The organism is Azospirillum sp. ST 5-10 (genome assembly GCF_051225715.1).
GTDB lineage: Bacteria > Pseudomonadota > Alphaproteobacteria > Azospirillales > Azospirillaceae > Azospirillum.
Genome location: NZ_JBPJSP010000026.1, coordinates 60828 through 82397 on the forward strand (window position 1 = coordinate 60828; position 21570 = coordinate 82397).

At 73.9% G+C, this 21570-nt stretch carries 22 protein-coding genes; 12 read left to right on the forward strand and 10 right to left on the reverse strand.

The features are described 5' to 3' along the window. Positions 1 to 178 precede the first annotated feature (178 nt). The 12 genes from ACSBPG_RS23780 (at position 179) to ACSBPG_RS23835 (ending at position 11225) form a co-directional block, all read left to right on the forward strand. Positions 179 to 1207, forward strand: coding sequence for a PilN domain-containing protein (locus tag ACSBPG_RS23780; protein ID WP_435539714.1), 1029 nt, complete (start codon positions 179 to 181; stop codon positions 1205 to 1207). Further along, positions 1204 to 1764: a type II secretion system protein GspM gene (gene gspM / locus ACSBPG_RS23785; RefSeq protein ID WP_435539715.1), complete on the forward strand. Its 561-nt coding sequence runs from the start codon at positions 1204 to 1206 to the stop codon at positions 1762 to 1764. Before ACSBPG_RS23780 ends, gspM begins: the two co-directional genes overlap by 4 nt. Beyond that, positions 1761 to 2231 (forward strand): hypothetical protein, encoded by a 471-nt coding sequence (locus ACSBPG_RS23790; RefSeq protein ID WP_435539716.1) that lies wholly within the window; start codon positions 1761 to 1763, stop codon positions 2229 to 2231. The genes gspM and ACSBPG_RS23790 overlap by 4 nt, the downstream gene beginning before the upstream one ends. A gap of 38 nt (positions 2232 to 2269) precedes the next feature. After that, the gene (gspD, locus tag ACSBPG_RS23795) at positions 2270 to 4417 is read left to right on the forward strand and encodes a type II secretion system secretin GspD (RefSeq protein WP_435539717.1); all 2148 of its coding nucleotides are present in this window, start codon (positions 2270 to 2272) and stop codon (positions 4415 to 4417) included. 10 nt (positions 4418 to 4427) lie between these two features. Continuing rightward, positions 4428 to 5222, forward strand: coding sequence for a general secretion pathway protein GspK (locus ACSBPG_RS23800; RefSeq protein ID WP_435539718.1), 795 nt, complete (start codon positions 4428 to 4430; stop codon positions 5220 to 5222). Positions 5223 to 5232: 10 nt separating this feature from the next. Further along, entirely contained in the window at positions 5233 to 5778 is a 546-nt protein-coding gene (locus ACSBPG_RS23805) for a prepilin peptidase (protein ID WP_435539719.1), read from the forward strand. 504 nt (positions 5779 to 6282) lie between these two features. Next, positions 6283 to 7968, forward strand: a complete 1686-nt coding sequence (locus ACSBPG_RS23810; protein ID WP_435539720.1) for a GspE/PulE family protein — start codon at positions 6283 to 6285, stop codon at positions 7966 to 7968. 4 nt (positions 7969 to 7972) lie between these two features. Continuing rightward, positions 7973 to 9181 carry a type II secretion system F family protein gene (locus ACSBPG_RS23815; protein ID WP_435539721.1) on the forward strand — a complete coding sequence of 403 codons (1209 nt, stop codon included), beginning with the start codon at positions 7973 to 7975 and terminating at the stop codon, positions 9179 to 9181. Positions 9182 to 9379: 198 nt separating this feature from the next. Further along, positions 9380 to 9811 (forward strand): type II secretion system major pseudopilin GspG, encoded by a 432-nt coding sequence (gene gspG / locus ACSBPG_RS23820; RefSeq protein WP_435539722.1) that lies wholly within the window; start codon positions 9380 to 9382, stop codon positions 9809 to 9811. Next, positions 9735 to 10238, forward strand: a complete 504-nt coding sequence (locus tag ACSBPG_RS23825) for a GspH/FimT family pseudopilin (RefSeq protein WP_435539753.1) — start codon at positions 9735 to 9737, stop codon at positions 10236 to 10238. Before gspG ends, ACSBPG_RS23825 begins: the two co-directional genes overlap by 77 nt. Continuing rightward, on the forward strand, positions 10180 to 10638 hold the full coding sequence (locus ACSBPG_RS23830) for a prepilin-type N-terminal cleavage/methylation domain-containing protein (protein ID WP_435539723.1): 459 nt from the start codon (positions 10180 to 10182) through the stop codon (positions 10636 to 10638). The genes ACSBPG_RS23825 and ACSBPG_RS23830 overlap by 59 nt, the downstream gene beginning before the upstream one ends. After that, the gene (locus ACSBPG_RS23835; RefSeq protein WP_435539724.1) at positions 10635 to 11225 is read left to right on the forward strand and encodes a prepilin-type N-terminal cleavage/methylation domain-containing protein; all 591 of its coding nucleotides are present in this window, start codon (positions 10635 to 10637) and stop codon (positions 11223 to 11225) included. The genes ACSBPG_RS23830 and ACSBPG_RS23835 overlap by 4 nt, the downstream gene beginning before the upstream one ends. Positions 11226 to 11342: 117 nt before the next feature. Here the strand turns inward: ACSBPG_RS23835 and ACSBPG_RS23840 are convergent, their stop codons facing one another. From ACSBPG_RS23840 to ACSBPG_RS23885, 10 genes are all read right to left on the reverse strand, one after another. Beyond that, positions 11343 to 12551 carry an MFS transporter gene (locus ACSBPG_RS23840; protein ID WP_435539725.1) on the reverse strand — a complete coding sequence of 403 codons (1209 nt, stop codon included), beginning with the start codon at positions 12549 to 12551 and terminating at the stop codon, positions 11343 to 11345. Continuing rightward, a complete protein-coding gene (locus ACSBPG_RS23845; protein ID WP_435539726.1) occupies positions 12548 to 12976 on the reverse strand; it encodes a bacteriohemerythrin in 429 nt (142 codons plus the stop codon). Before ACSBPG_RS23845 ends, ACSBPG_RS23840 begins: the two co-directional genes overlap by 4 nt. 20 nt (positions 12977 to 12996) lie before the next feature. Continuing rightward, entirely contained in the window at positions 12997 to 14283 is a 1287-nt protein-coding gene (locus ACSBPG_RS23850; protein WP_435539727.1) for a TRAP transporter large permease, read from the reverse strand. Next, a complete protein-coding gene (locus ACSBPG_RS23855; RefSeq protein ID WP_435539728.1) occupies positions 14280 to 14789 on the reverse strand; it encodes a TRAP transporter small permease in 510 nt (169 codons plus the stop codon). The genes ACSBPG_RS23850 and ACSBPG_RS23855 overlap by 4 nt, the downstream gene beginning before the upstream one ends. Before the next feature lie 90 nt (positions 14790 to 14879). Then, the gene (locus ACSBPG_RS23860; RefSeq protein ID WP_435539729.1) at positions 14880 to 15902 is read right to left on the reverse strand and encodes a TRAP transporter substrate-binding protein; all 1023 of its coding nucleotides are present in this window, start codon (positions 15900 to 15902) and stop codon (positions 14880 to 14882) included. 32 nt (positions 15903 to 15934) lie between these two features. Beyond that, the gene (locus ACSBPG_RS23865) at positions 15935 to 16945 is read right to left on the reverse strand and encodes an aldo/keto reductase (protein WP_435539730.1); all 1011 of its coding nucleotides are present in this window, start codon (positions 16943 to 16945) and stop codon (positions 15935 to 15937) included. Next, on the reverse strand, positions 16938 to 17891 hold the full coding sequence (locus ACSBPG_RS23870; protein WP_435539731.1) for a Gfo/Idh/MocA family oxidoreductase: 954 nt from the start codon (positions 17889 to 17891) through the stop codon (positions 16938 to 16940). The genes ACSBPG_RS23865 and ACSBPG_RS23870 overlap by 8 nt, the downstream gene beginning before the upstream one ends. 12 nt (positions 17892 to 17903) lie before the next feature. Continuing rightward, a complete protein-coding gene (locus tag ACSBPG_RS23875) occupies positions 17904 to 18749 on the reverse strand; it encodes a class III extradiol dioxygenase subunit beta (RefSeq protein WP_435539732.1) in 846 nt (281 codons plus the stop codon). Beyond that, positions 18742 to 20055: a protocatechuate 4,5-dioxygenase subunit alpha gene (ligA, locus tag ACSBPG_RS23880; RefSeq protein ID WP_435539733.1), complete on the reverse strand. Its 1314-nt coding sequence runs from the start codon at positions 20053 to 20055 to the stop codon at positions 18742 to 18744. The genes ACSBPG_RS23875 and ligA overlap by 8 nt, the downstream gene beginning before the upstream one ends. A 140-nt stretch (positions 20056 to 20195) precedes the next feature. Next, positions 20196 to 21416 carry a LysR family transcriptional regulator gene (locus tag ACSBPG_RS23885; protein ID WP_435539734.1) on the reverse strand — a complete coding sequence of 407 codons (1221 nt, stop codon included), beginning with the start codon at positions 21414 to 21416 and terminating at the stop codon, positions 20196 to 20198. Positions 21417 to 21570: the final 154 nt, after the last annotated feature.

A 21570-nucleotide genomic window follows, 5' to 3' on the forward strand; every position in this document is an offset into this window, starting at 1 on the left:
ACTAGGGCTACCGGCGGCGATCCAACAGTATCTCGGCGCACAATCTGCCCTACACTTCGCCAGACGCTATCATCACTCGCCGAGTTCGGCAAGGCGGGTTGTTTTATGTGCGCTTCCAACAGCTTTCGGCTACAGTGGGGAACCCGGGCGGGCCGGGCCGAGGGGAAGGAGCGTCGCCATGGTCGAAGCGGGCAAGGCGGTCGGGGCCTTCTGGTCCTGGTGGACGCGCGAGCTCACCGACGCCGCCGCCGCCTGCGCCGGCCCGCTGCGCCGCGGCGGCGGCCGGCTGGTGCTGGAGCTGACCGGCGGCGCGGCGGCGCTGCACCGTGCCGACGGGACGCTGGTGGCGCAGGCGCCGCGCGACAGCGAGGCGGCGCTGGGGCGGCACGGCGGTTCCGTCGACGTCCGGCTGGGCGCCGACCTCGTCCTGCGCAAGACGATCGAGGTGCCGGCCGTCGCGGAATCCGACCTGCGCGGCCTGCTGGCCTACGAGATGGACCGCCAGACCCCCTTCGCACCCGACCAGATCCACTTCGACTTCGCCGTGGCCGGACGGTCGCCGGACGGCGGCCGGCTGCGCATCGACCTCGCCGTCGTGCTGCGCCGCGAGGTGGAGGCGGCCCTGGCGCTGGCCGAGCGGGCCGGGCTGCGGGTGCGCTCGCTCGGCGCCGCCGGCGACGGCGGGACGCCGGTCGGCTTCGACCTGCTGCCGCCGGAACGGCGCCGGCCGGGCGGCGGGCGGCGCGCCGGGGCGCTGGCCGCTGTGGCGGCGGCGGTGCTGGTCGCCGCGGCCGGCGCCGGGCTCTACCGGCAGGCGGCGGCGACCGAGGAGGCCCGGCGCGCGCTGGCGGCGCTGCGGGCCCAGGCCGAGAGCACGGCCGAACTGCGCGGCGGCGTGGAGCGGCTGGAGGCGCTCGACCGCCGCCTGCGCGCCCGCAAGGCGGCCGAGCCCCCCTTCCTGTCCGTCCTGCGCGAGCTGACCGACACGCTTCCCGACGACACCTGGCTGACCCGCCTCGCCCTGGCCGAAGGGCGGCTCGACCTCGTCGGCGCGTCGCGCACCGCCTCCGCGCTCGTCGGCGCGCTGGAGGACCGGCCGCTGTTCGCGGAGGTCCGCTTCCGGGCGCCGCTGACCCTCGACCCGGCGACCGGGGTCGAGCAGTTCCAGATCTCCCTGCAGGTGCCCAAGGACGCCGGCCGGCCATGACCCTGTCCCCCGTCGTCCGGCGCACGCTGGCGCTGGGGCTCCTCGGCCTGCTGCTGGCGACCGGCTGGCGGCTCGCCGGCGCGCCGCTGGTCGACGCGGCGCTGGCCGAGGCGGAGACGGCGCGCGACCTGCGCGACCGCGCCGACCGCTACCGCCGGCTGATCGCCGAACGGCCGGCGCTGGAGCAGCGTCTCGCGGCGCTGCAGCGGCGCCAGCGCGCCGAACCGACCTTCCTGCCGCAGGACACCCCGGCGGTGGCGGGCGCCGAGCTGCAGCAGTGGCTGCGCAACGCCGCGCAGGCGCACGGCACGGCGCTGACCAGCCTGCAGATCCTCGACCCGGTGGCGCAGGACGGCATGACCCGCATCGCCGTGCGCCTGCGCCTGGAGGGCCGGCTCGACGGCATCGTCGCCCTCCTGCACGCGGTCGAGACGGCGCGCCCGCTGCTCTTCGTCGAAGGCGCGGAGGTGTCGCAGCCGCGCGGCGCGGCCACCGCCCCGGGCGGCCCGCCGCTGCTGCTGGCGCTCGACGTCCATGGCTACGCGAGGCAGCCGTGACGGCCCGCGTCCTCGGCGGCGCGCTGGCGGCAGCCGCGGCGCTGGCCATGGTCCTGACCTGGGCGGCGGCGCCGTCGCCCTCCTCCTCCAGCCCGGCGCCGCCGGAGGCGGTGTCGCCGGCACCGCCCCCGCCGTCCCTGCCGTCGCCCGCGCTGGCCGACTTCGCCGCCATCCTCGACCGTCCCCTCTTCATCCCCGACCGCCGACCGCCGGCGGCGCCGCAGCCGGCCGCGGCACCGCCGGCGCGCACCCCGCCCTTCACCCTGCACGGCGTCATCCGTTCCGACCGCCGCCAGCTCGTCCTCCTCAAGCCGGCGACGCGCGGCGCGGTGGTCCGGGCGGAACCCGGCGACCGGGTGGCCGGCTGGGAGATCGTCGCCGTGGAGCCGCGCGCCGTCACCGTGCGCAACGGTCCCGTCGAGGTGTCGCTGCCCCTCACCGAACCGGGCGCCCGCGCCAAGCCATGACCCGCGCGTCCGCCCCCGCCCCCACAGGAATCTCTCCTTTGTCGTGCCTGCGCCTCCTCCGCCCGCTCGCCGTCTGGGCCGTCTGGCTCGCCCTCGCCGGCTGTGACACCACGCCCGCTCCGCCGCCGGCGGCGCCGACCGCTCCGCCGCCGACGGGCGCCGCCCCGACGGTGCTGGCGCCGGTGCCGACGGCCGGCTGGCCGGCCGGCATCCAGGCGGCGCCGGCGGCGGCGCGCGTCGCCGACCTGCGGCTGCCCGGGACGGGACGCCTCGTCCGCGACCCCGGCCCGGCGCCGACGCCGCCCGCCGGCGCGGCGGAGGAGCGCTACACCGTCAACTTCGTCAACTCCGACCTGCGCGAGGTGGTGCAGGCGGTGCTCGGCGACATCCTGAAGCTCAGCTACACGCTGCACCCCGACGTGAAGGGAGCGGTGACCTTGCAGACCGCCGATCCCGTGCCGCGCGGGGCGCTCTTGTCGCTGCTGGAAGACGCGCTGGCCCTCAACGGCGCGGCGCTCACCGCGACCGGGCAGGTCTACCAGGTGGTGCCGGCCGGCAAGGACTTCCGCCGCGCCGGCCGGGTGCGGCTGGTCCACAGCCCGGACGCGGCGGAGGCCGCCGAGATCGCCGTGGTGCCGCTGCAGTACGTCCCGGCGGCGGAGATGGCGCGCATCCTCGAACCCTTCGCCGACGCGGCCGACCTCCTGCGCGTCGACGCCGAGCGCAACCTGCTGATCCTCGGCGGCCCGCGCAGCAGCCAGCGCACCCTGCTCGACCTCGTCGCCATGTTCGACGTGGACTGGCTGGCCGGCAAGTCGTTCGGCCTGTTCCGCCTCGACACCGCGCGGGCCTCCCAGGTCGTCACCGAACTGCACGAGGTGTTCGCCATCCAGGGCGCCGACGCGACCGCCGCCGCCGTGCGGCTGGTGCCCGTCGAACGGCTCAACGCCGTGCTGGCGGTGACGCCCCAGCGCGCCTACCTGGCCAAGGTGGCGGAATGGGTGCAGCGCCTCGACGTCGCCGACCCGGACGAGGTGCAGAGCTACGTCTACCGCCTGCAGCACCAGCGCGCCGACGAGCTGGCCGCCGTGCTCAGCGAGATCTACGGCGGCCGGCGCCGGCCCGCGGCGCGGAGCGGCGCCGGCGGGGCGATCCCCGCGGTCGAGGCGGCGGCGCTGCCCGCCGAGGGCGCCGCGGCCGGTGCCGGGACCGCCCCCGGGGCCGCCCCCGGGATCGGCTCCGCGCTCGACGAGCGGACGGACGCCGACACCGCGTCCGCGCCGGACCGGCGGGACCGGGCGACCTTCGTTCCCGACATGTCGCGCAACGCCCTCGTCATCCGCGCCACCCCGTCGGTCTACCGCAAGATCCTGACCATGCTGTCGGAGCTCGACACGGCGTCGCTCCAGGTGGTGATCGAGGCGACCATCGTCGAGGTGGTGCTGAACGACAACCTCGCCTACGGGGTGGAGTGGTTCTTCCGCACCGGCGACGTCAAGCTGCAGTTCGCCACCGGCACCGACGGCGCCTTCGCGCCGCTGACCTCCGGCCTGTCGATCTTCACCGGCGGCGACACCAACAACGTCAACGTCATCGTCCGGGCGCTCAAAGACGTCTCCAACGTCCAGGTGATCTCGTCGCCGACCCTGGCGGTGCTCAACAACCGCACCGCCCGCATCCAGGTGGGCGACCAGGTGCCGGTGGTCACCCGCATCGCCCAGAGCGTCGAGAGCGCCGACGCGCCGCTGGTCAGCAGTGTCCAGCTCTACGACACCGGCGTCATCCTGGAGGTGACGCCGCGGGTGAACGACAGCGGCATGATCACCCTGGAGATCCAGCAGGAGGTCAGCGACGTCATCAAGACCACCAGCTCCGAGATCGATTCGCCGACCATCCAGCAGCGCCGCGTCAGCTCCGTCATCGCCGTGGCGGACGGCCAGACCATCGGCCTGGGCGGCCTGATCCGCGACCGCAAGGGCAACGGCACCACCGGCATCCCCATCCTCTCGGAGGTGCCGGTGGTCGGCAACATCTTCAAGTCGGTGGAGGACGTCAACGAGCGCACCGAGCTGCTGGTGCTGCTGACCCCCCGGGTGGTGCGCACGCCCGCCGACGCCCGCCTGATCACCGAGGAGCTGAGGGGCCGCCTGCGCCTCCTCCGCGACCTCGAGACGCGCATCCGCTAGGGGGCGGCCGATGGACGACCGCGGCTTCGCCCTGGTGCTGGCGGTGTGGGCCGTCACCCTGCTGGCGGCGCTCGCCGCGGCGCTCGGCGGCGAGACCCGCGCCGCGGCGCTCGCCACCCGCGGCCACGTCGGCGGCGCCGTCGCCGAGGCGCTGGCCGACGCCGGGGTGCACGCCGCCCTGTTCGACCTCGGCCGCGGCGCCGCGTCCCCCAGGGTGCGGCGGATCGACCTCGGCGCCGGCGCCGCCCTGGTCCGGATCGACGACGAGTATGGCCGCATCGATCTCAACGCCGCGCCGGAGGCGGTCCTGCGGGCGCTGTTCCGGCACGCCGGCCTCGCCGCCGCCGCGGCCTCCGCCATGGCCGCCCGCCTCGCCGACTACCGCGACGGCGACTCCCTGCGCCGCAACGGCGGCGCCGAGGCCGACGACTACCGCGCCGCCGGGCTGGCGCCGCCCAAGGACGGGCCGCTGGCCCAGCCCGACGAGGCGGCGGGGGTGCTCGGCATGACGCCGGACCTGCTCGCCGCCGTCGCGCCGTACGTCACCGTCTTCACCGGCGCCGAGCGGGTCGTCGCCGACGCCGCCCCGCCCGCCGTGGCCGCCGCCATGGCCGCCATCGTCGCCGACGCCGGGGCGCGGACCTGGGCCAGCCGGCCGGCCGCCGCCCGCGCCCTCTACCGCATCCGCAGCGAAGGCCGCCTGCCCGACGGCACGCGGTTCGTCCGCGAGGCGGTGGCGGCCGTCGCCGCCGACCGGCGTCCCGCGCTCCTGCTGTGGCGCCGCGCCGACGGCGGCGATACTTAGGAAACCGCCCGTGACGCCACTGCTCCGCCGCGACCGCGCCGTCCTCCTCGCCGCACCGCCGCTCGCCCTGTGGGCGTGGGCGGTGATGCCGGGAGGAGCCCTGCTGTGGGCGACGGTCGGGCTCGGCGCCGCCCTGCTGGCGCTGGCGGCGATCGACCTGCGCTGCTGGCTGCTGCCCGACGCGCTGACCCTGCCGCTGGTCGCCGCCGGCATCGCCGTCGCCGCCGTCGCCGGCGCCGACCCGCTCGACCACGCGCTGGGTGCCGCGGCCGGCTACGCGTCGCTCGCCGCGGTGCGCGCCCTCTACCGGCGGCTGCGCCGGCGCGACGGGCTGGGCGGCGGCGACGTCAAGCTGTTCGCGGCGGCCGGCGCCTGGGTGACCGCCGCCGGGCTGCCGACCGTCCTGCTCGTCGCCGGGCTGGCCGGTCTCGCCGTGGCGGCGGCCGCCGTGGCGGCGGGACGGCGCGCCGAGGCGGCCATGGCGATCCCCTTCGGACCGTGCCTGGCGCTCGGCACCTGGGTCGTCTGGCTCCACGGCCCGCTGCTGATCGGCTAGGCGGGACGCCGTCGGGAATGTTACGTTTCGCCCCCACCCCGCCCCTCCCCCGCGTCGCAGGCCACGGGATGCACACATGCCGGAGTACCACCATCCTCACCGCTCTGCTCCGGGGCACATGGTCCCTCCCCCGACCCTGCCGCTACGGTGTGCACACATCTTTCACGGTGCGACGCCACAGGCCCTCCCTCGCCCCCGGCGGGGGAGGGAGGGGCCCGGCCGCAGGCCGGGAGGGAGGGGGCACGGTGCTTACGGCGCCGCCGGCGCTCCTGTATTGCACAGTGGACGCGAGGAATTCTTGCGGAACCCCGCCCCCACCCGGCCGCCGCGCGGCCACCCTCCCCCGGCGGAGCCGAGGGAGGGTCAGGTCGGATCACCCAACGGTGGACATGTGCATACGGTAGCCGCCCCGCCGGGGGAGAACCGAGCCGCTTCGCTTTCCGAGACATGCGTCGCTCCGCCAACCCCTCCGGGGAGAGGACGCCACACCGCCCGGCTGCCGCCATGACCTCCCCCGACGACCGCCTCGCCGCGGTCCTGCTGGAGCGCGGGCTGCTCGATCCCGCAGCGCTCGACCGGGCGCGCCGGGCGGCGGCGGTGACCCGCGGCCGCTTGGCGCCGACCCTGGCCAGCCTCGGCCTGCTGGCCGACCGCCACGTCGCCGAGGCGCTGGCCGCCGTCGCCGGCCTGCCGCTGCTCGAGGCCGCCGACTACCCCGGCGCGCCGCTGTTCGCCGACACGCTGTCCGCCGACTTCCTGCGCGCCGGGGCGGTGCTGCCGGTGGCGGCGTCGGGCGACGCGGTGGTGCTGGCGATGGCCGACCCCTTCGACGGCTTCACCGCCCAGGCGGTGGCCTGGGCGGTGGGCCGCCGCGTCGACCGGCGCGTCGCCGTCGCCGGCGAGCTGGAGGCGGCGCTGGAGCGGCTGTACGCCCAGGGCGACGGCGCCGAGAGCGCGGTGCAGGCGGCCGAGGACGCCGCCGAGGACGCCGACGCCGAACGCCTGAAGGACCTCGCCGGCGAGGCGCCGGTCATCCGCTTCGTCAACCGGCTGATCGCCGACGCGGTGGCCGCCCGCGCCTCCGACATCCACCTGGAGCCCCAGCCCGAGGGGCTGCGCATCCGCATCCGCGTCGACGGGCTGCTGCGCCCGCTCGACCCGCCGCCGCCGGGCTGGGCCGCGGCGGTGGTGTCGCGCGTCAAGGTGATGGCCCGCCTCGACATCGCCGAGCGGCGGCTGCCCCAGGACGGGCGCATCCGCCTGGCGGTGCGCGGCCGCGACGTCGACATCCGCGTCTCCACCCTGCCGACCCTGCACGGCGAGAAGGTGGCGCTGCGGCTGCTCGACCGCAGCGCGGCGATCTTCGACCTGGCGGATCTCGGCTTCGGCGCCGACGCGCTCGGCCGCTACCTCGACCTGCTGGCGCGGCCCAACGGCATCCTGCTGGTGACCGGGCCGACCGGCAGCGGCAAGACCACCACCCTCTACGCCTCGCTGCTGCGCCTCAACGACGCCACCGGCAACATCGTCACCGTCGAAGACCCGGTCGAGTACCAGCTCGCCGGCATCTCCCAGGTGCCGGTGCGCCCGGGCATCGGCCTCGACTTCGCCAGGGTGCTGCGGGCGATCCTGCGCCAGGACCCCGACATCGTCATGGTCGGCGAGATCCGCGACGGCGAGACGGCGGAGATCGCCGCCCAGGCCGCGCTGACCGGCCACCTCGTGCTGTCGACGGTGCACACCACCTCGGCCGCCGGCACGGTGACCCGGCTTCGCGACATGGGCGTGCCCGACTACCTCATCGCCTCGACGGTCGTCGGCATCGCCGCGCAGCGCCTGGTCCGCCGCCTCTGCCCGCACTGCCGCGAGGCGATCGCCGTGCCGCCGGAGCTGGCCGAACGCCTCGCCCTCGACCGCTTGGCGCCGCCCGGCGCGGAGCGCCGGCTGTTCCGGCCGCGCGGCTGCCATGCTTGCGACGGCACCGGCTTCCACGGCCGCTGCGTGGTCGCCGAGGTGCTGGTGATGGACGAGGAGCTGCGCCGCGCCGTGCTGCGCCAGGCCGACAGCCACGAGTTGCAGCGCATCGCCGTGGCCGGCGGCCTGCGCCCCCTGCACGAGGACGGGCTGCTCAAGGCGCTGGCCGGCGAGACCACCCTGGAGGAGGTCCTCCGGGTGACGCGGGAGGCGTGAGGCGATGCCGACCTTCCGCTACCGGGCGGTCGGCGCCGGCGGCGAGCCGCGCCACGGCGTCGCCGAGGCGGCCGACGAGCCGGCCCTCGTGCAGCAGCTCCGCGCCGAGGGCTGGCTGCCGCTGGCGATCGAGCCGGCCGCCGCCGGCGCCGCCGCGGCCGCGGCCCGCCCGGGACCGCGCCTCGACCCGCGCGCCCTGGCGCTGGCGCTGCGCTCGCTGGCCATGCTGTCGAACGCCGGGCTGAGCCTCGACCAGGCGCTCGACACCGCCGCCGCGGCGCTCGCCGACCGCCGCGCCGCCGCCGTCCTGCGCCGGGCGCGCGAGCGGGTGCGCGCCGGCGCGACGCTGGCCGACGCGCTGACGGCGCAAGGGGCGCGGATCGACGGCTTCACGCTCGGCATGGTGCGCGCCGGCGAGCTCGCCGGGCGCCTCGCCGCCGCCGCCACCACCGCCGCCGACCACCTGGAGCGCGCCGAGGACGCGCGCGAACGGCTGCGCGCCGCGCTGGCCTACCCGGCGGTGCTGACGGTGACGGTGGCGCTGTCGCTCATGATCATCGTCACCGTCGTGCTGCCCGGCTTCCGCGACGTCTTCGACGGCGCCGGCGTCGCCCTGCCCTGGGCGACGGCGGCGCTGCTGGCGCTCGGCGACGCGGCCGCCCGGTTCTGGTGGCTGCCGGCGCTGGCGGCCGGCGCCGGCGGGCTGCTGCTGCTCCACCGCCGCCGCCGGCCCGCCGGGCGGCTGGCGCAGGACCGCCGGCTCCTCGCCCTGCCGGTGGTCGGCGGCATCCTGCGCCAGGCGGAGACGGCGCGCCTCGCCCACATGCTGGGGCCGCTGCTGGCCCAGGGCATCCCGATGACCCAGGCGCTGCCGATCGCCCGCTCCGCCCTGCGCAACGCCGCGCTGGCCGACGCCGTCGCCGCCGTCGAACGGGAGGTGGCGGCCGGCCGCGGCTTCGCCGCCCCGTTCGCCGCCACCGGCCGCTTCCCGCCCATGGCGGCGCAGATCGTCCGCATCGGCGAGGCGAGCGGCCGGCTCGGCCCGGCCCTGGCCGAGGTCGCCGCCATCGCCGACCGCGAGGTCGACCGCCGCACCCGCCGCCTGACGGCGCTGCTGGTGCCGCTGCTGACGGTCGTGCTGGCGCTGGTGGTCGGCGGCATCATCGTCGCCGTCCTGCTGCCGATCCTCAGCCTCGGAACATTGGCCGGATGATGCGCGGGTTTTCGAACACGAAGATCTGAAGATTGAAAGAACATAAGAAAGAATATTTTTTGTTCTCCCCATTTTTTGATCTTCAGATCTTTCAACCGGCATTTCAGAACCCGCCGGCGCACGAACACGCACAAAATCCGCTTGCGCCGCTGCGATGGCGCGGCTCACATACCTCCGAAGGGTAGGAACGGGAGTCCCATGACGGCACGACGGCGCAGGCGCGACGAGCGCGGGGTGACGCTTCTGGAGATGCTCCTGGTGCTGGTCATCCTCGGCATGGTGGTGGCGGTGCTGGCGGCGCCGCAGCTCTTCCGCCAGCTCGGCTCGGCCAAGCAGAAGATGGCGGCGGTGCAGTTGGAGACCCTGGCGGGGGCGCTCGACCTTTACCGGCTGGAGGTCGGCCGCTACCCGACCCAGCAGGAGGCGCTGACCGCGCTGGTCGAGCGGCCGTCGGGCGTATCGGGCTGGAACGGCCCCTATCTGAAGAAGCTCGACGCCCTGAAGGACCCGTGGGGCCAGTCCTTCGTCTACCGCATCCCCGGCCAGCACGGCGATTTCGACCTCTACACCCTGGGCGCCGACCAGACCGTGGGAGGCGACGGCGAGAACCGCGACGTCACGAGCTGGTAGGCGCGGCGCCGACGGCTTCACCCTGGTCGAGACGCTGCTCGTCCTGGTGCTGCTGGCGCTGCTGTCGGCCGGGATCGCCGGCGCCCTCGGCCTGGGCCGGCGCGGCGCCGATCCCGCCGCGGCGGCCGAGGACCTCGCCCGGGCGTTGCGCGCCGCCCGCGCCGCGGCGCTCGCCGGCAACCGGGACGCCGCCGTGACGCTGGACGGGACGGCACGCCGCTACCGCGCCGACGGCGGCGGCGCGACGACCCTGCCGGCCGGCCTGACGGTCACCGTGGACGGCGCGGCCGGAGGGGCGATACGCTTCCACGCCGACGGCAGCTCCGCCGGCGGCTCGGTGCTTCTGTCCGACGGGAGGAACGCGGTTCGTGTCCGGACGCTTTGGCCGACCGGGCTGGTGCGGGTGGAGGCGGGCGGTCCGCCGTGACCGCGCCGGCTTCACCCTGCTGGAGGCGGTGGTGGCGCTGACCCTGATCGCCGCGGTCTCGGTGCTGGTGTTCCGCGTCGCCGCCCTCGCCGCCCGCACCGCCGGGGCGGCGCCGGAGCGGGTGTTCGCGGTGGAGCGCGCGCGCTCCCTGCTGGCCGCCGTCGACGCCGCCCCGGCGCTGGCCGACGGCACGCACCGCAGCGGCGACGGCGACGGCGACGGCTTCGCCTGGACCCTGGCCGTGCAGGAGGTCGCTGCCGACGCCGGGGCCGGCCTCTTCCGCGTCACCGCCGAGGTGACCTGGGGCGACCCCCGCCGCTCGCTCGCCCTGACGACCCTGCGCGCCGCCGCCGTCGCCGCCGCTCCGGCCGACGCCGCGATTCCGGGGCTCCCGCCGTGACCGGTCACCGCGCCGCCGGCTTCACATTGCTCGAGGTGCTGCTCACCGTCACCCTGGTGGGGGCCGCGGTGGCGATGGCGGCGGGCGGGCTGCATCTCGGCCGGCGCGCCTGGGAGGCCGGCGACCGCCGGCTCGACCGCCTGGAGCGCACCGCCACCGCCCACGCGCTGATCCGCCAGGCCCTGATGCAGGCGCTGCCGGCGCGCCTGGTGGCGGTCGGCGGCCCGGTGCCCGCCGTCTTCGCCGGCGGGCCGTCGGCGGTCTCCTTCCTCGCCACCCGGCCGGTGGACGCCATCGTCGGCGGGCCCCTCCGGGTGACGGTGTCGGCCGCGGGGCCGCCCGGGGCACTGCGCCTCGACCTGTCCGTCGCCCCGCCGGGCGGCGGGCCGGAGCGCCGGACGGCGCTCCTGGACGGGCTGACGGGCGTGTCCTTCGCCTATTTCGGAGCGGGCGTGGACGACGACGGGCCGCGCTGGTCGCCGCGCTGGGAGCGGACGAACCGGCTGCCGGACCTGGTGCGGGTGACGGCGACCCTGGCCGACGGTGCGCCCTGGCCGGACCTCGTGGTCGCCCTGCCGCTGCGGTAGCCCGGCGCATCGAGGCAGGGTGCTGGGCACACCATGGCCTCCGCGTGCCGGCCCCCCGGGTGATCGCCGGGCGGGCCGCCAACCCCGCGCCGGCGTGTCAGCGGCCGTCCGACGCCCTCATTCCGCCGGCGCCACCGCGCGGCGCCGGGCCAGCCGCGCCGCCCCGACCCCGGCGGCGACGGTCAGGACCGCGGCGGCGAGCAGCGGCCAGCGCGCCCCGCCCCAGTCGCCGCCGGCCGCGGCCACCGCGGCGGCGATGACCGGCGGGCCGGGGAATTGGCCGAGGGCCGAGCCCTGCATGAGGATGCCGTTGGCGGCGCCCATGTGGCCGGGCGACGGGGCGTGGCCGGGGGCGCCGGCGAACAGGCTGGAGGGGATCATGCCGGCGGTGAAGGAGAACACCAGGCACAGGCCGTAGCGCGCCACGTCCGGCACGGCGTGGCTGAAGATGCCCAGCGCCGCCAGCGCCATGCCGGCGGAGCCGGCGGCGATCAGCCGGCCCGGCGCCACGCCGCGCCGCAGGTTCCAGCCGCCGGACAGGTTTCCCGGCACGTTGACGACGATGACCAGCGCCGTCAGCAGCGCCGCCGTCGCCGGCGCGGCGCCGAGGTCGGCCGCCAGGAAGGTCGGCAGCCACACCATCAGGGACACCCATTGGAAGGCGTAGGCGGCGAAGGCGAGGCCGAGGAGCAGCAGGCCCGGCCGGGCCACCGTCTCGACCAGCACCCGCAGCGGCGTGCCGGCCGGGCGCTGCGGCAGCGCCACCCGCGCCACCGCCCGGTCGACCAGCAGCAGCGCCAGCAGCGACAGGCCGGCGATCGCCCACCACAGGCCGCGCCAGCCGCCGGCCGTCAGGATGCCGGGCGCCAGCACCAGGGCCAGCGCCATGCCCGCCGGCATGAAGACGCTCCACAGGGACAGCGCGAAGGGGCGGTCCCGCTCCGACGCCGACGCCATCACCACGGCCGGCAGGGCGACGACCGCGGCGATGAAGCCGATGCCCTCGACGAAGCGGCTGAACAGCAGGGCCGCCAGCCCGTGGCTCAGCGCGCCGACCGCGCCGCCGGCGGCGAGGCACAGCAGGCCGGCGGCGATCAGGCGGCGGCGTCCCACCCGGTCGGCGGTGACTCCGACCACCAGGGCCAGCAGCATGCCCAGCACGTTGAAGGTCGAGACGACGAAGCCGACCTCCACCAGGTCGAGGCCCAGCTCGCCGCGCAGGAAGGGCACCGCCGGCGGCACCTTGCCGAGGTGGAGCGACGCGACGATGCCGCCGGCCAGGGCGGTCAGGACCACCGGCCAGCGGGTCCGCTGCGGACCGCTCACGCGCCGGCGCCCGGCGTCCGGTCCGCCCGGCTGCGCAGGATGTGGTCGCGGTAGCGCATGTCCTCGGTCTGCACGTGCTCCACCAGCCAGCGGCCGAGGAAGTCGTTGACCGTGGCGCCGATCTCGAAGGGCGTCTCGGCCGAGCGCTCGTAGGCCATCTTCACCGCGTTCAGCCATTCCGCGAACAGGCGGTGGCGCCTCATGTGGTCGTCCAGGCCGGGGTAGGCCCAGCGCCGCATCAGCGCCTCCTCGTGGGCGAAGTGGTCGCGCGCGTAATGTTCGAGATGGTCGATGATGTCGGACAGCACCGCCTCCGAGACGTCGGCGGCCTCCAGCCGGTGCAGCAGGCGGAACAGCTCCTGGTGCTCGGCGTCGATGTCCGGCGCGCCGACGCTCAGCTCGGGACGCCACTCGTAGGTGCTCATGACGGGCTCCTTTCCGATCCTCAGAGCAGGGCCAGCGCCAGGCTCGGGAACAGGATCAGCAGCGCCAGCCGGACGATGTCCGACACGACGAAGGGCATGACCCCGCGGAAGATGTCGGCGATCGGCACCTCCGGGGCCACCGACTTGATGACGAACACGTTCATGCCGACGGGCGGGGTGATCAGCCCCATCTCCACCGTGATCACCGTGACGATGCCGAACCAGACGGGGTCGAAGCCGGCCGCCTGGGCCAGGGGATAGACCACCGGCACCGTCAGCAGCAGCATGGCGATGCTGTCCATGACGCAGCCCAGCACGCCGTAGAGCGCAAGGATGCACAGCAGCACGGCCAGCGGCGGCAGGTTCCAGCCCTGGACGATCTCGACGAGCGAGAAGGAGATGCGCGAGACCGACAGGAAATAGCCGAAGATCTCCGCGCCGATGATCATGAAGAAGATCATCGCCGACAGGGTCAGGGTCTCCTCGACGGCCTCGCCGAACTGCTGGAAGGTCATGCCGCGCACCAGGGCGATGACGAGGGCGCCGGCGGCGCCGACCGCCGCCGCCTCGGTCGGCGTGAACAGGCCGGTGTAGATGCCGCCGATGATGAACACGAAGATCCCGCCGAACGGCACCAGCCCCTTGAGGCCGGCGACCTTCTCGCGCCAGCTCGTCGGCTCGCCCGGCTGCGCCAGCGACGGCTTCAGCGCCACCACGACGGCGATGGTGCAGCAGTAGAGGACCAGCCCCAAGAGGCCAGGGATGATGCCGGCGATGAACATGTCGCCGACGCTCTGCTCGGTGACCAGCGCGTAAAGCAGGAGCGCGATGGAGGGCGGGATCATGATGCCGAGCGTGCCGCCGGCCGCCAGCGTGCCGGTGGCGAGCGCGTCGGAATAGCCGTTCTTCTTCATCTCCGGCAGGGCGACGCGGGCCATGCTGGCGGCGGTCGCCAGGGACGAGCCGGAGATCGCCGAGAAGACGCCGCACGAGCTCATCGCCGCCAGCGCCATGCCGCCGCGCCAGCCGCCGAACAGCGTCTTGGCGCCGGTGAACAGCTCGGCCGACATGCGCGCCTTGGAGGCGAAGACCCCCATCAGGATGAACATGGGGATGGGGCTGAAGGAGTAGTTGGACAGCGTCTCGAAGGGGCCGCTGTCGAGGATCGCCATGGCGGGGTCGAAGGCGACGATCCAGGCGAAGCCGAAGAAGCCGGCCGTCGCCATGGCGAGCGCCACCGGGCAGCGCAGCGCGATCAGCACCAGCATGCCGGCGACGCAGATGTATCCGATCAGGGGGGCGCTCATGATGGCTTGACGCTTTCCACGATCTGCTGGAGGGCCACGAGCACGCCGCGGGCCGCCAGGACGGCGGTGGCGAAGGCGGTCACGCCGTAGATGTAGGTCATGGGGATGAGGAGGTCCTGGGTGGTGTCGCCGGTCACCGCCACCCGTTCCGCCGATTCGACGAAGCGGATGGTCATGCCGATGCCCATCAACCCGAAGCCGAGGGTGTAGACCCCGGCCAGCACGCCCTTCGTCCGCTCGCTCAGGCCGTTGGTGAACAGGTCGACGATGACCTGCCCGCGCGCCACCGCATAGGGCAAGGTGAAGAGCACCATGAACAACAGGACGTAGCTGACGATCTCGATGCCGCCGGTGAAGGTGACGTCGACGGCCCCGCCGGTGAAGCCGAAGGCGCTCCGGCTCACCACGTCGGCGAGGATGACCAGCATCATGACGATCAGCAGCACGCCGGCGATGAAGTACAACGCCTGAGCCACGCGGAAGGCCGCGTCCACGAGCAGCTTCACAGGAATCCCCTCTCCTAGGGTGTCGACGTGCCGGGCCGGCCGGTGGGGAACGCCGCCGCGTCGTTCCCCCCGCGCCGGTCCCGTCCCGCCTCAGCTCTTGCAGGTCTGGGCCAGTTCCTTGGCGCGGCTGTAGACCTTGCGGGCCGGCAGGCCCTGGCCTTCCAGCTCCTTCAGGTAGGCCTCGGTGGCGCGCTCGACGATCGGCTTCCAGGCGGGGTCCTCGATGCCGTCCTTGACGGTGACGATGTCGTGCCCTTCCTTGACCGCCACCGAGCGGCCGAGATCGTCGAGGTGGTCGAACACCACGCCGGCCTTCTCCGCCCACTTCATGCCGGAGTTGTTGTCGATGACCTTCTTCAGGTCGGCCGGCATGCCCTCGTAGACGTCCTTGTTCATGGTGATGATGAAGGACAGGGTGTAGAGGCCGATCTCGGTGTGGTGCTTGGCCAGCTCGTTCAGGCGGAAGGAGTGCACGCCCTCCCACGGCAGCGACACGCCGTCGATGGTGCCGCGCTGCATCGCCTGGTAGGACTCCGGCGCCGGCATGCCGACCGGCTGGGCCTTGGCCTCCTCCAGGATCTTGGCGACCACGGCGGTCGGCCGGCGGATGCGCAGGCCGGCGAGGTCGTCGGGGGTGCGGATCTGCTTGGAGGTGGTGTGGAGATGGCCCGGGCCGTGGGTGAACAGGAAGAGCGGCCGGGTGTCCTTGTACTCGTCGGCGATCAGGCCCTCCTCGTAGAGGGACTGGATGACGCACGAGCCGTGCACCGCGTTCTTGACGATGCCCGGCAGCTCGACGACCTGGGTGAGCGGGAAGCGGTTGGCGGTGTAGCCCTGCACCGTCGCCGTCATGTCGGCGATCCGGTTCTTCACCGCCTCGTACTGCGCCGGCGGCTTGGCCAGGGTCTGCGAGGGGTAGATGTCGACGGCGATGCGGCCGTCCGACTCCTTCTTCACCGTGTCGGCCCAGGCCTGGAACAGGTCCTTGTGGGCCTCGGCGACGGCCGGCCAGAAGTGGGCGAAGCGCAGGGTGACGTCGGCGGCCTGGGTTGGCGCGGCGATGCCGCAGGCGATGGTGCCGGCGAGCGCGGCGGCGGCGAATGTCCTCAGCATGGTGGGCAACCTCCCGAGTTGTCGTTGTCGATTCAGGCGAACTCTTCGGTGTCGATCTCCACCTGGGTGGAGGCGGGGTAGCGCGGCCCCCGCACGGTCTCGCGGTTGATCAGCGCGTCGAGGCGCGCCACCGCCGCCGCCTCCAGCGCGACCGTCGCCGCGCCGGCGTTCTCGCGCAGATGCTCGCGCCGCGTCGTGCCCGGGATGGGCACGACGTGGGGCGCCTTGGCGAGCAGCCAGGCGAGCGCCAGCTGGGCCATGGTGCAGCCGGCATCCTCCGCCACCTCGGCCATGCCGTCCAGCAGCGCGAGATTCTGCGCGTAGGTCTCCGGCTGGAAGCGCGGCATGCCGCGCCGCAGGTCCTTGGGGGCCAGGGCCGAGACGTCGCGCAACGCCCCGGTGAGGAAGGCGCGGGCCAGCGGCGAGAAGGCGACGAACCCGGCCCCCAGCTCGGCGCAGGCGTCGAGCACGGCGATCTCCGGGTTGCGGGTCCACAGCGAGTACTCGGTCTGCACGGCGGCGACGGGGTGCACCGCGTGGGCCCGGCGCAGGGTGGCGGCCGACACCTCGGACAGGCCGATGGCGCGGATCTTGCCCTCGCGGACCAGGTCGGCCAGCGCGCCCACGCTCTCCTCGATGGGGATGCGCTTGTCCCAGCGGTGCAGGTAGTAGAGGTCGATGACGTCGGTGCGCAGCCGCTTCAGCCCGTCCTCGCAGGTCTTGCGCAGCATCTCCGGCCGGCCGTCGATCTCGCGCTGCCCCTGCGCGTTGGGGCCGATGCCGCCCTTGCTGGCCAGCAGGTACTCGCCGCGGCGGTGCCCCACCGCCTCGCCGAGCAGCCGCTCGTTCGCCCCCATGCCGTAGAGCGCCGCCGTGTCGAGCATGGTGTAGCCGAGGTCGAGCGCCTCGTTGAGCAGCCGCCCGGCCTCGGCGGCGTCGGGCGGCTGGCCGTAGGCGTGGGAGAGGTTCATGCAGCCCAGCCCGACCGCCGACACGGTGAACGGGCCGAGCCGCCGCTCCGGCATGCGGGTCACCTCAGGCATCGGCGTTCAGGCACTGTTCCAGACGGTCCAGGGTCTCCATGGCCGGCAGGCACTGGGCGACGCTGGCGTTGGGCTCGCGGCCCTCCTTGATGGCGCTGAAGAACTCGCGGTCGATCAGCTCGATGCCGTTCGTCGAGACGGCGACGCCGGAGAGGTCGATGGGGTTGCCCTCGCCGTCCTCGAGATCGTCGTAGCGGGCGACGTAGGTGCCGTTGTCGCAGATGTAGCGGAAGAAGGTGCCGAGCGGCCCCTTGTTGTTGAAGGAGAGCGACAGCGTGCAGACGGCGCCGGACGGCACCTTCAGGCCGATGCTCATGTCCATGGCGATGCCGAGATCCGGATGCATCGGCCCCTGCAGGGCGAACACCCGCGAGGCGGTCTGGCCGGTCTGGTACTGGAACAGGTCCACGGTATGGCAGGCGTGGTGCCACAGCAGATGGTCGGTCCAGGTCCGCGGCTTGCCCAGCGCGTTCATGTTGGTGCGGCGGAAGAAGTAGGTCTGCACGTCCATCTGCTGGATCGTCAGCTCGCCCGCCTTGATCTTGTTGTGCACCCACTGGTGGCTGGGGTTGAAGCGGCGGGTGTGGCCGGCCATGGCGACCAGCCCGGTCCTCTTCTGCACCTCGACCAGGCGGCGGGCGTCGGCGATGGTGTCCGCCATCGGGATCTCGACCAGCACATGCTTGCCGGCCTCCAGGCACTGGATCGCCTGGGCGGCGTGCACCGGCGTCGGCGTGGCGAGGATCACCGCCTCGACGTCGCTGCGCGCCAGGCTCTCGGCCAGGTCCTTGGTGGCGTGGGGAATGCCGCGCTCCTTGGCGAAGCCTTCGACGTCGTCCGGCGCGCCGCCCACCACGGACGCCACCTCGATGCCGTCGATCTTGGCGATGGCGTCGAGATGCTTCATGCCGAAGGCGCCGACGGCGCCGGCAACACAGATCTTCATGGTGTGGAACTCCTACTCACGCTCGCATTCGAGGACCAGGTGCCCGACCGCCGTGTTCGACGCCGGCACGTGGTAGTGGCGGTGGATCTGCCGCACCTTGGGGCTCAGCGCACCGCGCATGACCAGCCACATGACCAGCTCGATGCCCTCCGACCCGGCCTCGCGCAGATACTCCACGTGCTTGATCGCCGCCGCCGCCTCGGGATCGTCGACGATGAGGTCGAGGAAGCGGTTGTCGAACTCCGGGTTGATCAGGCCGGCGCGCTGGGCCTGGAGCTGGTGGGACATGCCGCCGGTGCCGAAGATCACGACCTTGAGGTCGCGGTCGAAGCTCTCCACCGCGCGGCGGATGGCGCGGCCGAGCTGCAGGCAGCGGTTGCCGGTGGGCGGCGGGTACTGGACCACGTTGACGGCCAGCGGGATGACCGGGCACGGCCATTCCTCGGGCTGGCCGAACAGCAGCGACAGCGGCACCGTCAGCCCGTGGTCGACCTCCATCCGGTTGACGATGGTCAGGTCGAACTCGTCGAGGATGACCGACTGGGCGATGTGCCAGGCCAGCTCCGGATGGCCCTTGACCACCGGCACCGGCCGCGCCCCCCAGCCCTCGTCGGCCGGCATGTACTCCGCCGCGCAGCCCAGCGCGAAGGTCGGGATGACCTCCAGCGAGAAGGCGGTGGCGTGGTCGTTGTAGACGACGATGGCGACGTCGGGCTTGAGGTCGGCGATCCACTTGCGCGACGGCTCGAAGCCGGCGAACAGCGGCTTCCAGTAGGGCTCCTCGGTCTTCCCCTGGTCCATGGCCACGCCGATGGCGGGCACGTGGGACGTCGCGACGCCGGCGACGATCTCAGCCATGGCCCCACTCCTTCTTGCTGCGGTTGCCGGCGATGGGGCGGCCGCCGCCCATCATCATCTGCCGGTAGTCGTCCTCGCTGACGCCGGTCATGCGCGCCGCGAGCTGCTGGAAATTGACGCCGTCGGTCGCCGCCAGCTTGGACGTGTAGTAGATGTTGCCGCCGAGGCGCAGCATCTCGTTCCAGTCGCGCTGCAGCACCGCCCGCTTCTGCGCCTCGGTCATGGCGAAGCGGCCGAGATAGCCCTCCTCGTCGGCCTTGAAGGCCTCGCGGTTGGCGGCGTGGCGCAGCGACATGCAGAACATGTTGAGGTGGTAGCCCTGGCGCGACTGCTCGGCGTCGAAGACGAAGGTGCCGGGGATGTCGGCGTATTCGGGCGGCGGCACCTCGCGGCGCGCCGGGGCGTGGCCAAGCCCCGCCAGCACCCGGTCGGCGCGCGCCTGGTAGCCCTCGCCCTCGGCGGCGGCCACCTTCATCTCGCCGATGCGCTGCTGCCAGTCCACGGTCGCCGCCGCCATGCCGTTGGGCAGGCCCAGCTCGGCCACCGTCAGCGCCACCTCGCGCATCTCGGCGGCGCGGCGCACCCCGTGGGTCATCACCCGCTCCAGGTTGTAGGCGGCCTTGGCCTTGAAGTCGAAGCCGGGGAAGGTGGCGTCCAGCGAGTCCAGCACGACCTCGTCGACCCCCGCCTTGCGGCCGGCCAGCACGCATTCGGCGAACAGCGCCTCCATCCCCTTCATCATGATCGAGCGGATCATCTTGATGGAGGAGGCGGTGCCGACCGCCCCTTCGGCGATCTTGGCGTCCATCTCCAGGGCGGCCAGCGCCGCGGCCGCGGCCTGGGCGTGCTCGCCGCTCAGCAGCAGCGGCGCCTTGTGCCGCTTGGGGTACACCGGCGCCATCACCGCGACGTCGACGTAGCGGCCGCGGCCGCGCGCCACCGCCTCGGCCGAACGCCGCTTGGTGCCGGGCGCGCAGGAGTTGCCGTCGAGGAACAGCGCCCCCTCGCCCAGCAGCGGGGCGGCGGCGGCGGCGGCGCGCCCCGCCTGGTCGGCGGTGACCAGCGAGAAGACGAGCGACGCCCCCGCCAGCGCCTCGGCCAAGGTGGCGCAGCCGACCACCCCGGCGCGCTCGTAGTCGGCCGCCTTGGCGGCGCGGACCGCCTCGTCGGCGTGGTCGGTCTTGATGTCGTACGCCTTGACGGCGGGGGCGCGCCCCGTGTCCCGCAGGGCATCCCCCCAGCCGGAGACGAAGGCCGAAGCCGCCTCGCCGAAGCCGATGCAGGCGATGTGCAACGTGTCGGGCATGAGCTTGCGTGTCCGTTTCCCTGTGGCGGGGCGCTTGACCGCACCCCGCTTCCCTTGCGTCCGGTGTACCATCGGACTGCATGATCGTGATATTGATTGCCTTTCCCTGCTATTCATTTTTCGCATAAGAGCATGCGAATTTACGTCGCATGGATGACCCGGCCGGCCTCCCGCAGCAGGGCGATGAAGCGGGCCTGGGCGGCGGTCGGGCGCCAGTCGCGGCGCACCGTCAGGCCGATCGGCCGGGCGGTGTGCGGCAGCCGGTAGGGCAGCGGCGCCAGCAGCCCCCACTGCATCTCGTGGCGGATCAGGTGCAGCGAGATCAGGGTCAGGCGGTCGCTGGCGGTCAGCAGGCCGCGGATCAGGTTGATGGCGCCGGTCTCCACCAGGCTGCGCGGCGGCGCCACGCCGGCCTCGGCGAAGAGCTGGTCGAAATGGGCGCGGCTCGGCGTGCCGCGGCGCGACACCACCCAGCCGCAGCGCGCCAGGTCGGCGATGTCGATCCGCCCCTTGGCCGCCAGCGGATGGCCGGCCCGGCCGACGATCGCCAGCGGGTCGTCGAACAGCCGCTCCTGCACCACGTCGTCGATCGGCACGGGGTTGCGCAGGGCCCCCACCAGCAGGTCGATGTCGCCCTGGCGCAGGCCGTGCAGCAGGTCCTCGTAGGGGCCGTCGACCACCTCCACCCGCGCCTCCGGACGCTCGCGCATCAGCGCGTTGATGGCGGTCGGCAGCAGGAAGGTGCGGGCCAGCGGCATGGCGCCGATCACCAGCCGGCCGGAATCGGCGGTCTTCCAGTCCGCCAGCTCCTCCAGCCCCTTGCCGTATTCCACCAGGGCCAGCTTGGCCTGCACCGCCAGCACCTCGGCCGGCCGGGTCAGGGCGATGCCGCCGCTCGCCTTCTCGAACAGCGGCACCTCGGCGAGGTGCTCGAGGTCGCGGGCGGCGCGGTGCAGGGCCGGCTGCGACACGCCGATGGCGCGCGCCGCCAGGCTGAAGTTGTGGGCGTCGGCGATGGCGATGAGGGCGCGCAGCTGCACGCCCGTCAGCATCGGCTCGAGGTTCTGCGGCCGCGCCCCGCGGCGCGCGGCGGCGCGCACGATCTCGGCGACGCCGGCCTGGAGATGGCGCAGCATCCGCTCCACCCGGTCGTGGAAGAGGCGCCCCGCCTCGGTCAGGAAGACGCCGTCGGGCCGCCGCTCGAACAGGGTCACGCCGAGCGCCTTCTCCATCTTGGCGATGGCCTGGGTGATCGCCGGCTGGGAGATGAAGACCTGCCGCGAGGCGGCGCTGATGCTCTGGCTCTGGGCCACCGCCTGGAAGGCCCGAAGATGGCGGAGGTTCGGGACCGGGTTATTCATTCCATCGTCTCGCTGCAGCGCAACAAACGCGCTTATAGCAAAATCTTATACGAGCGACGGGAGTTTGAAATAGAAAACCGCTCCGGCATGCGGAATGCTGGAGCCATAGACGGCCACACCCGCCGGCTTGGCGCCGGATCGGCTCCGGCCCCCG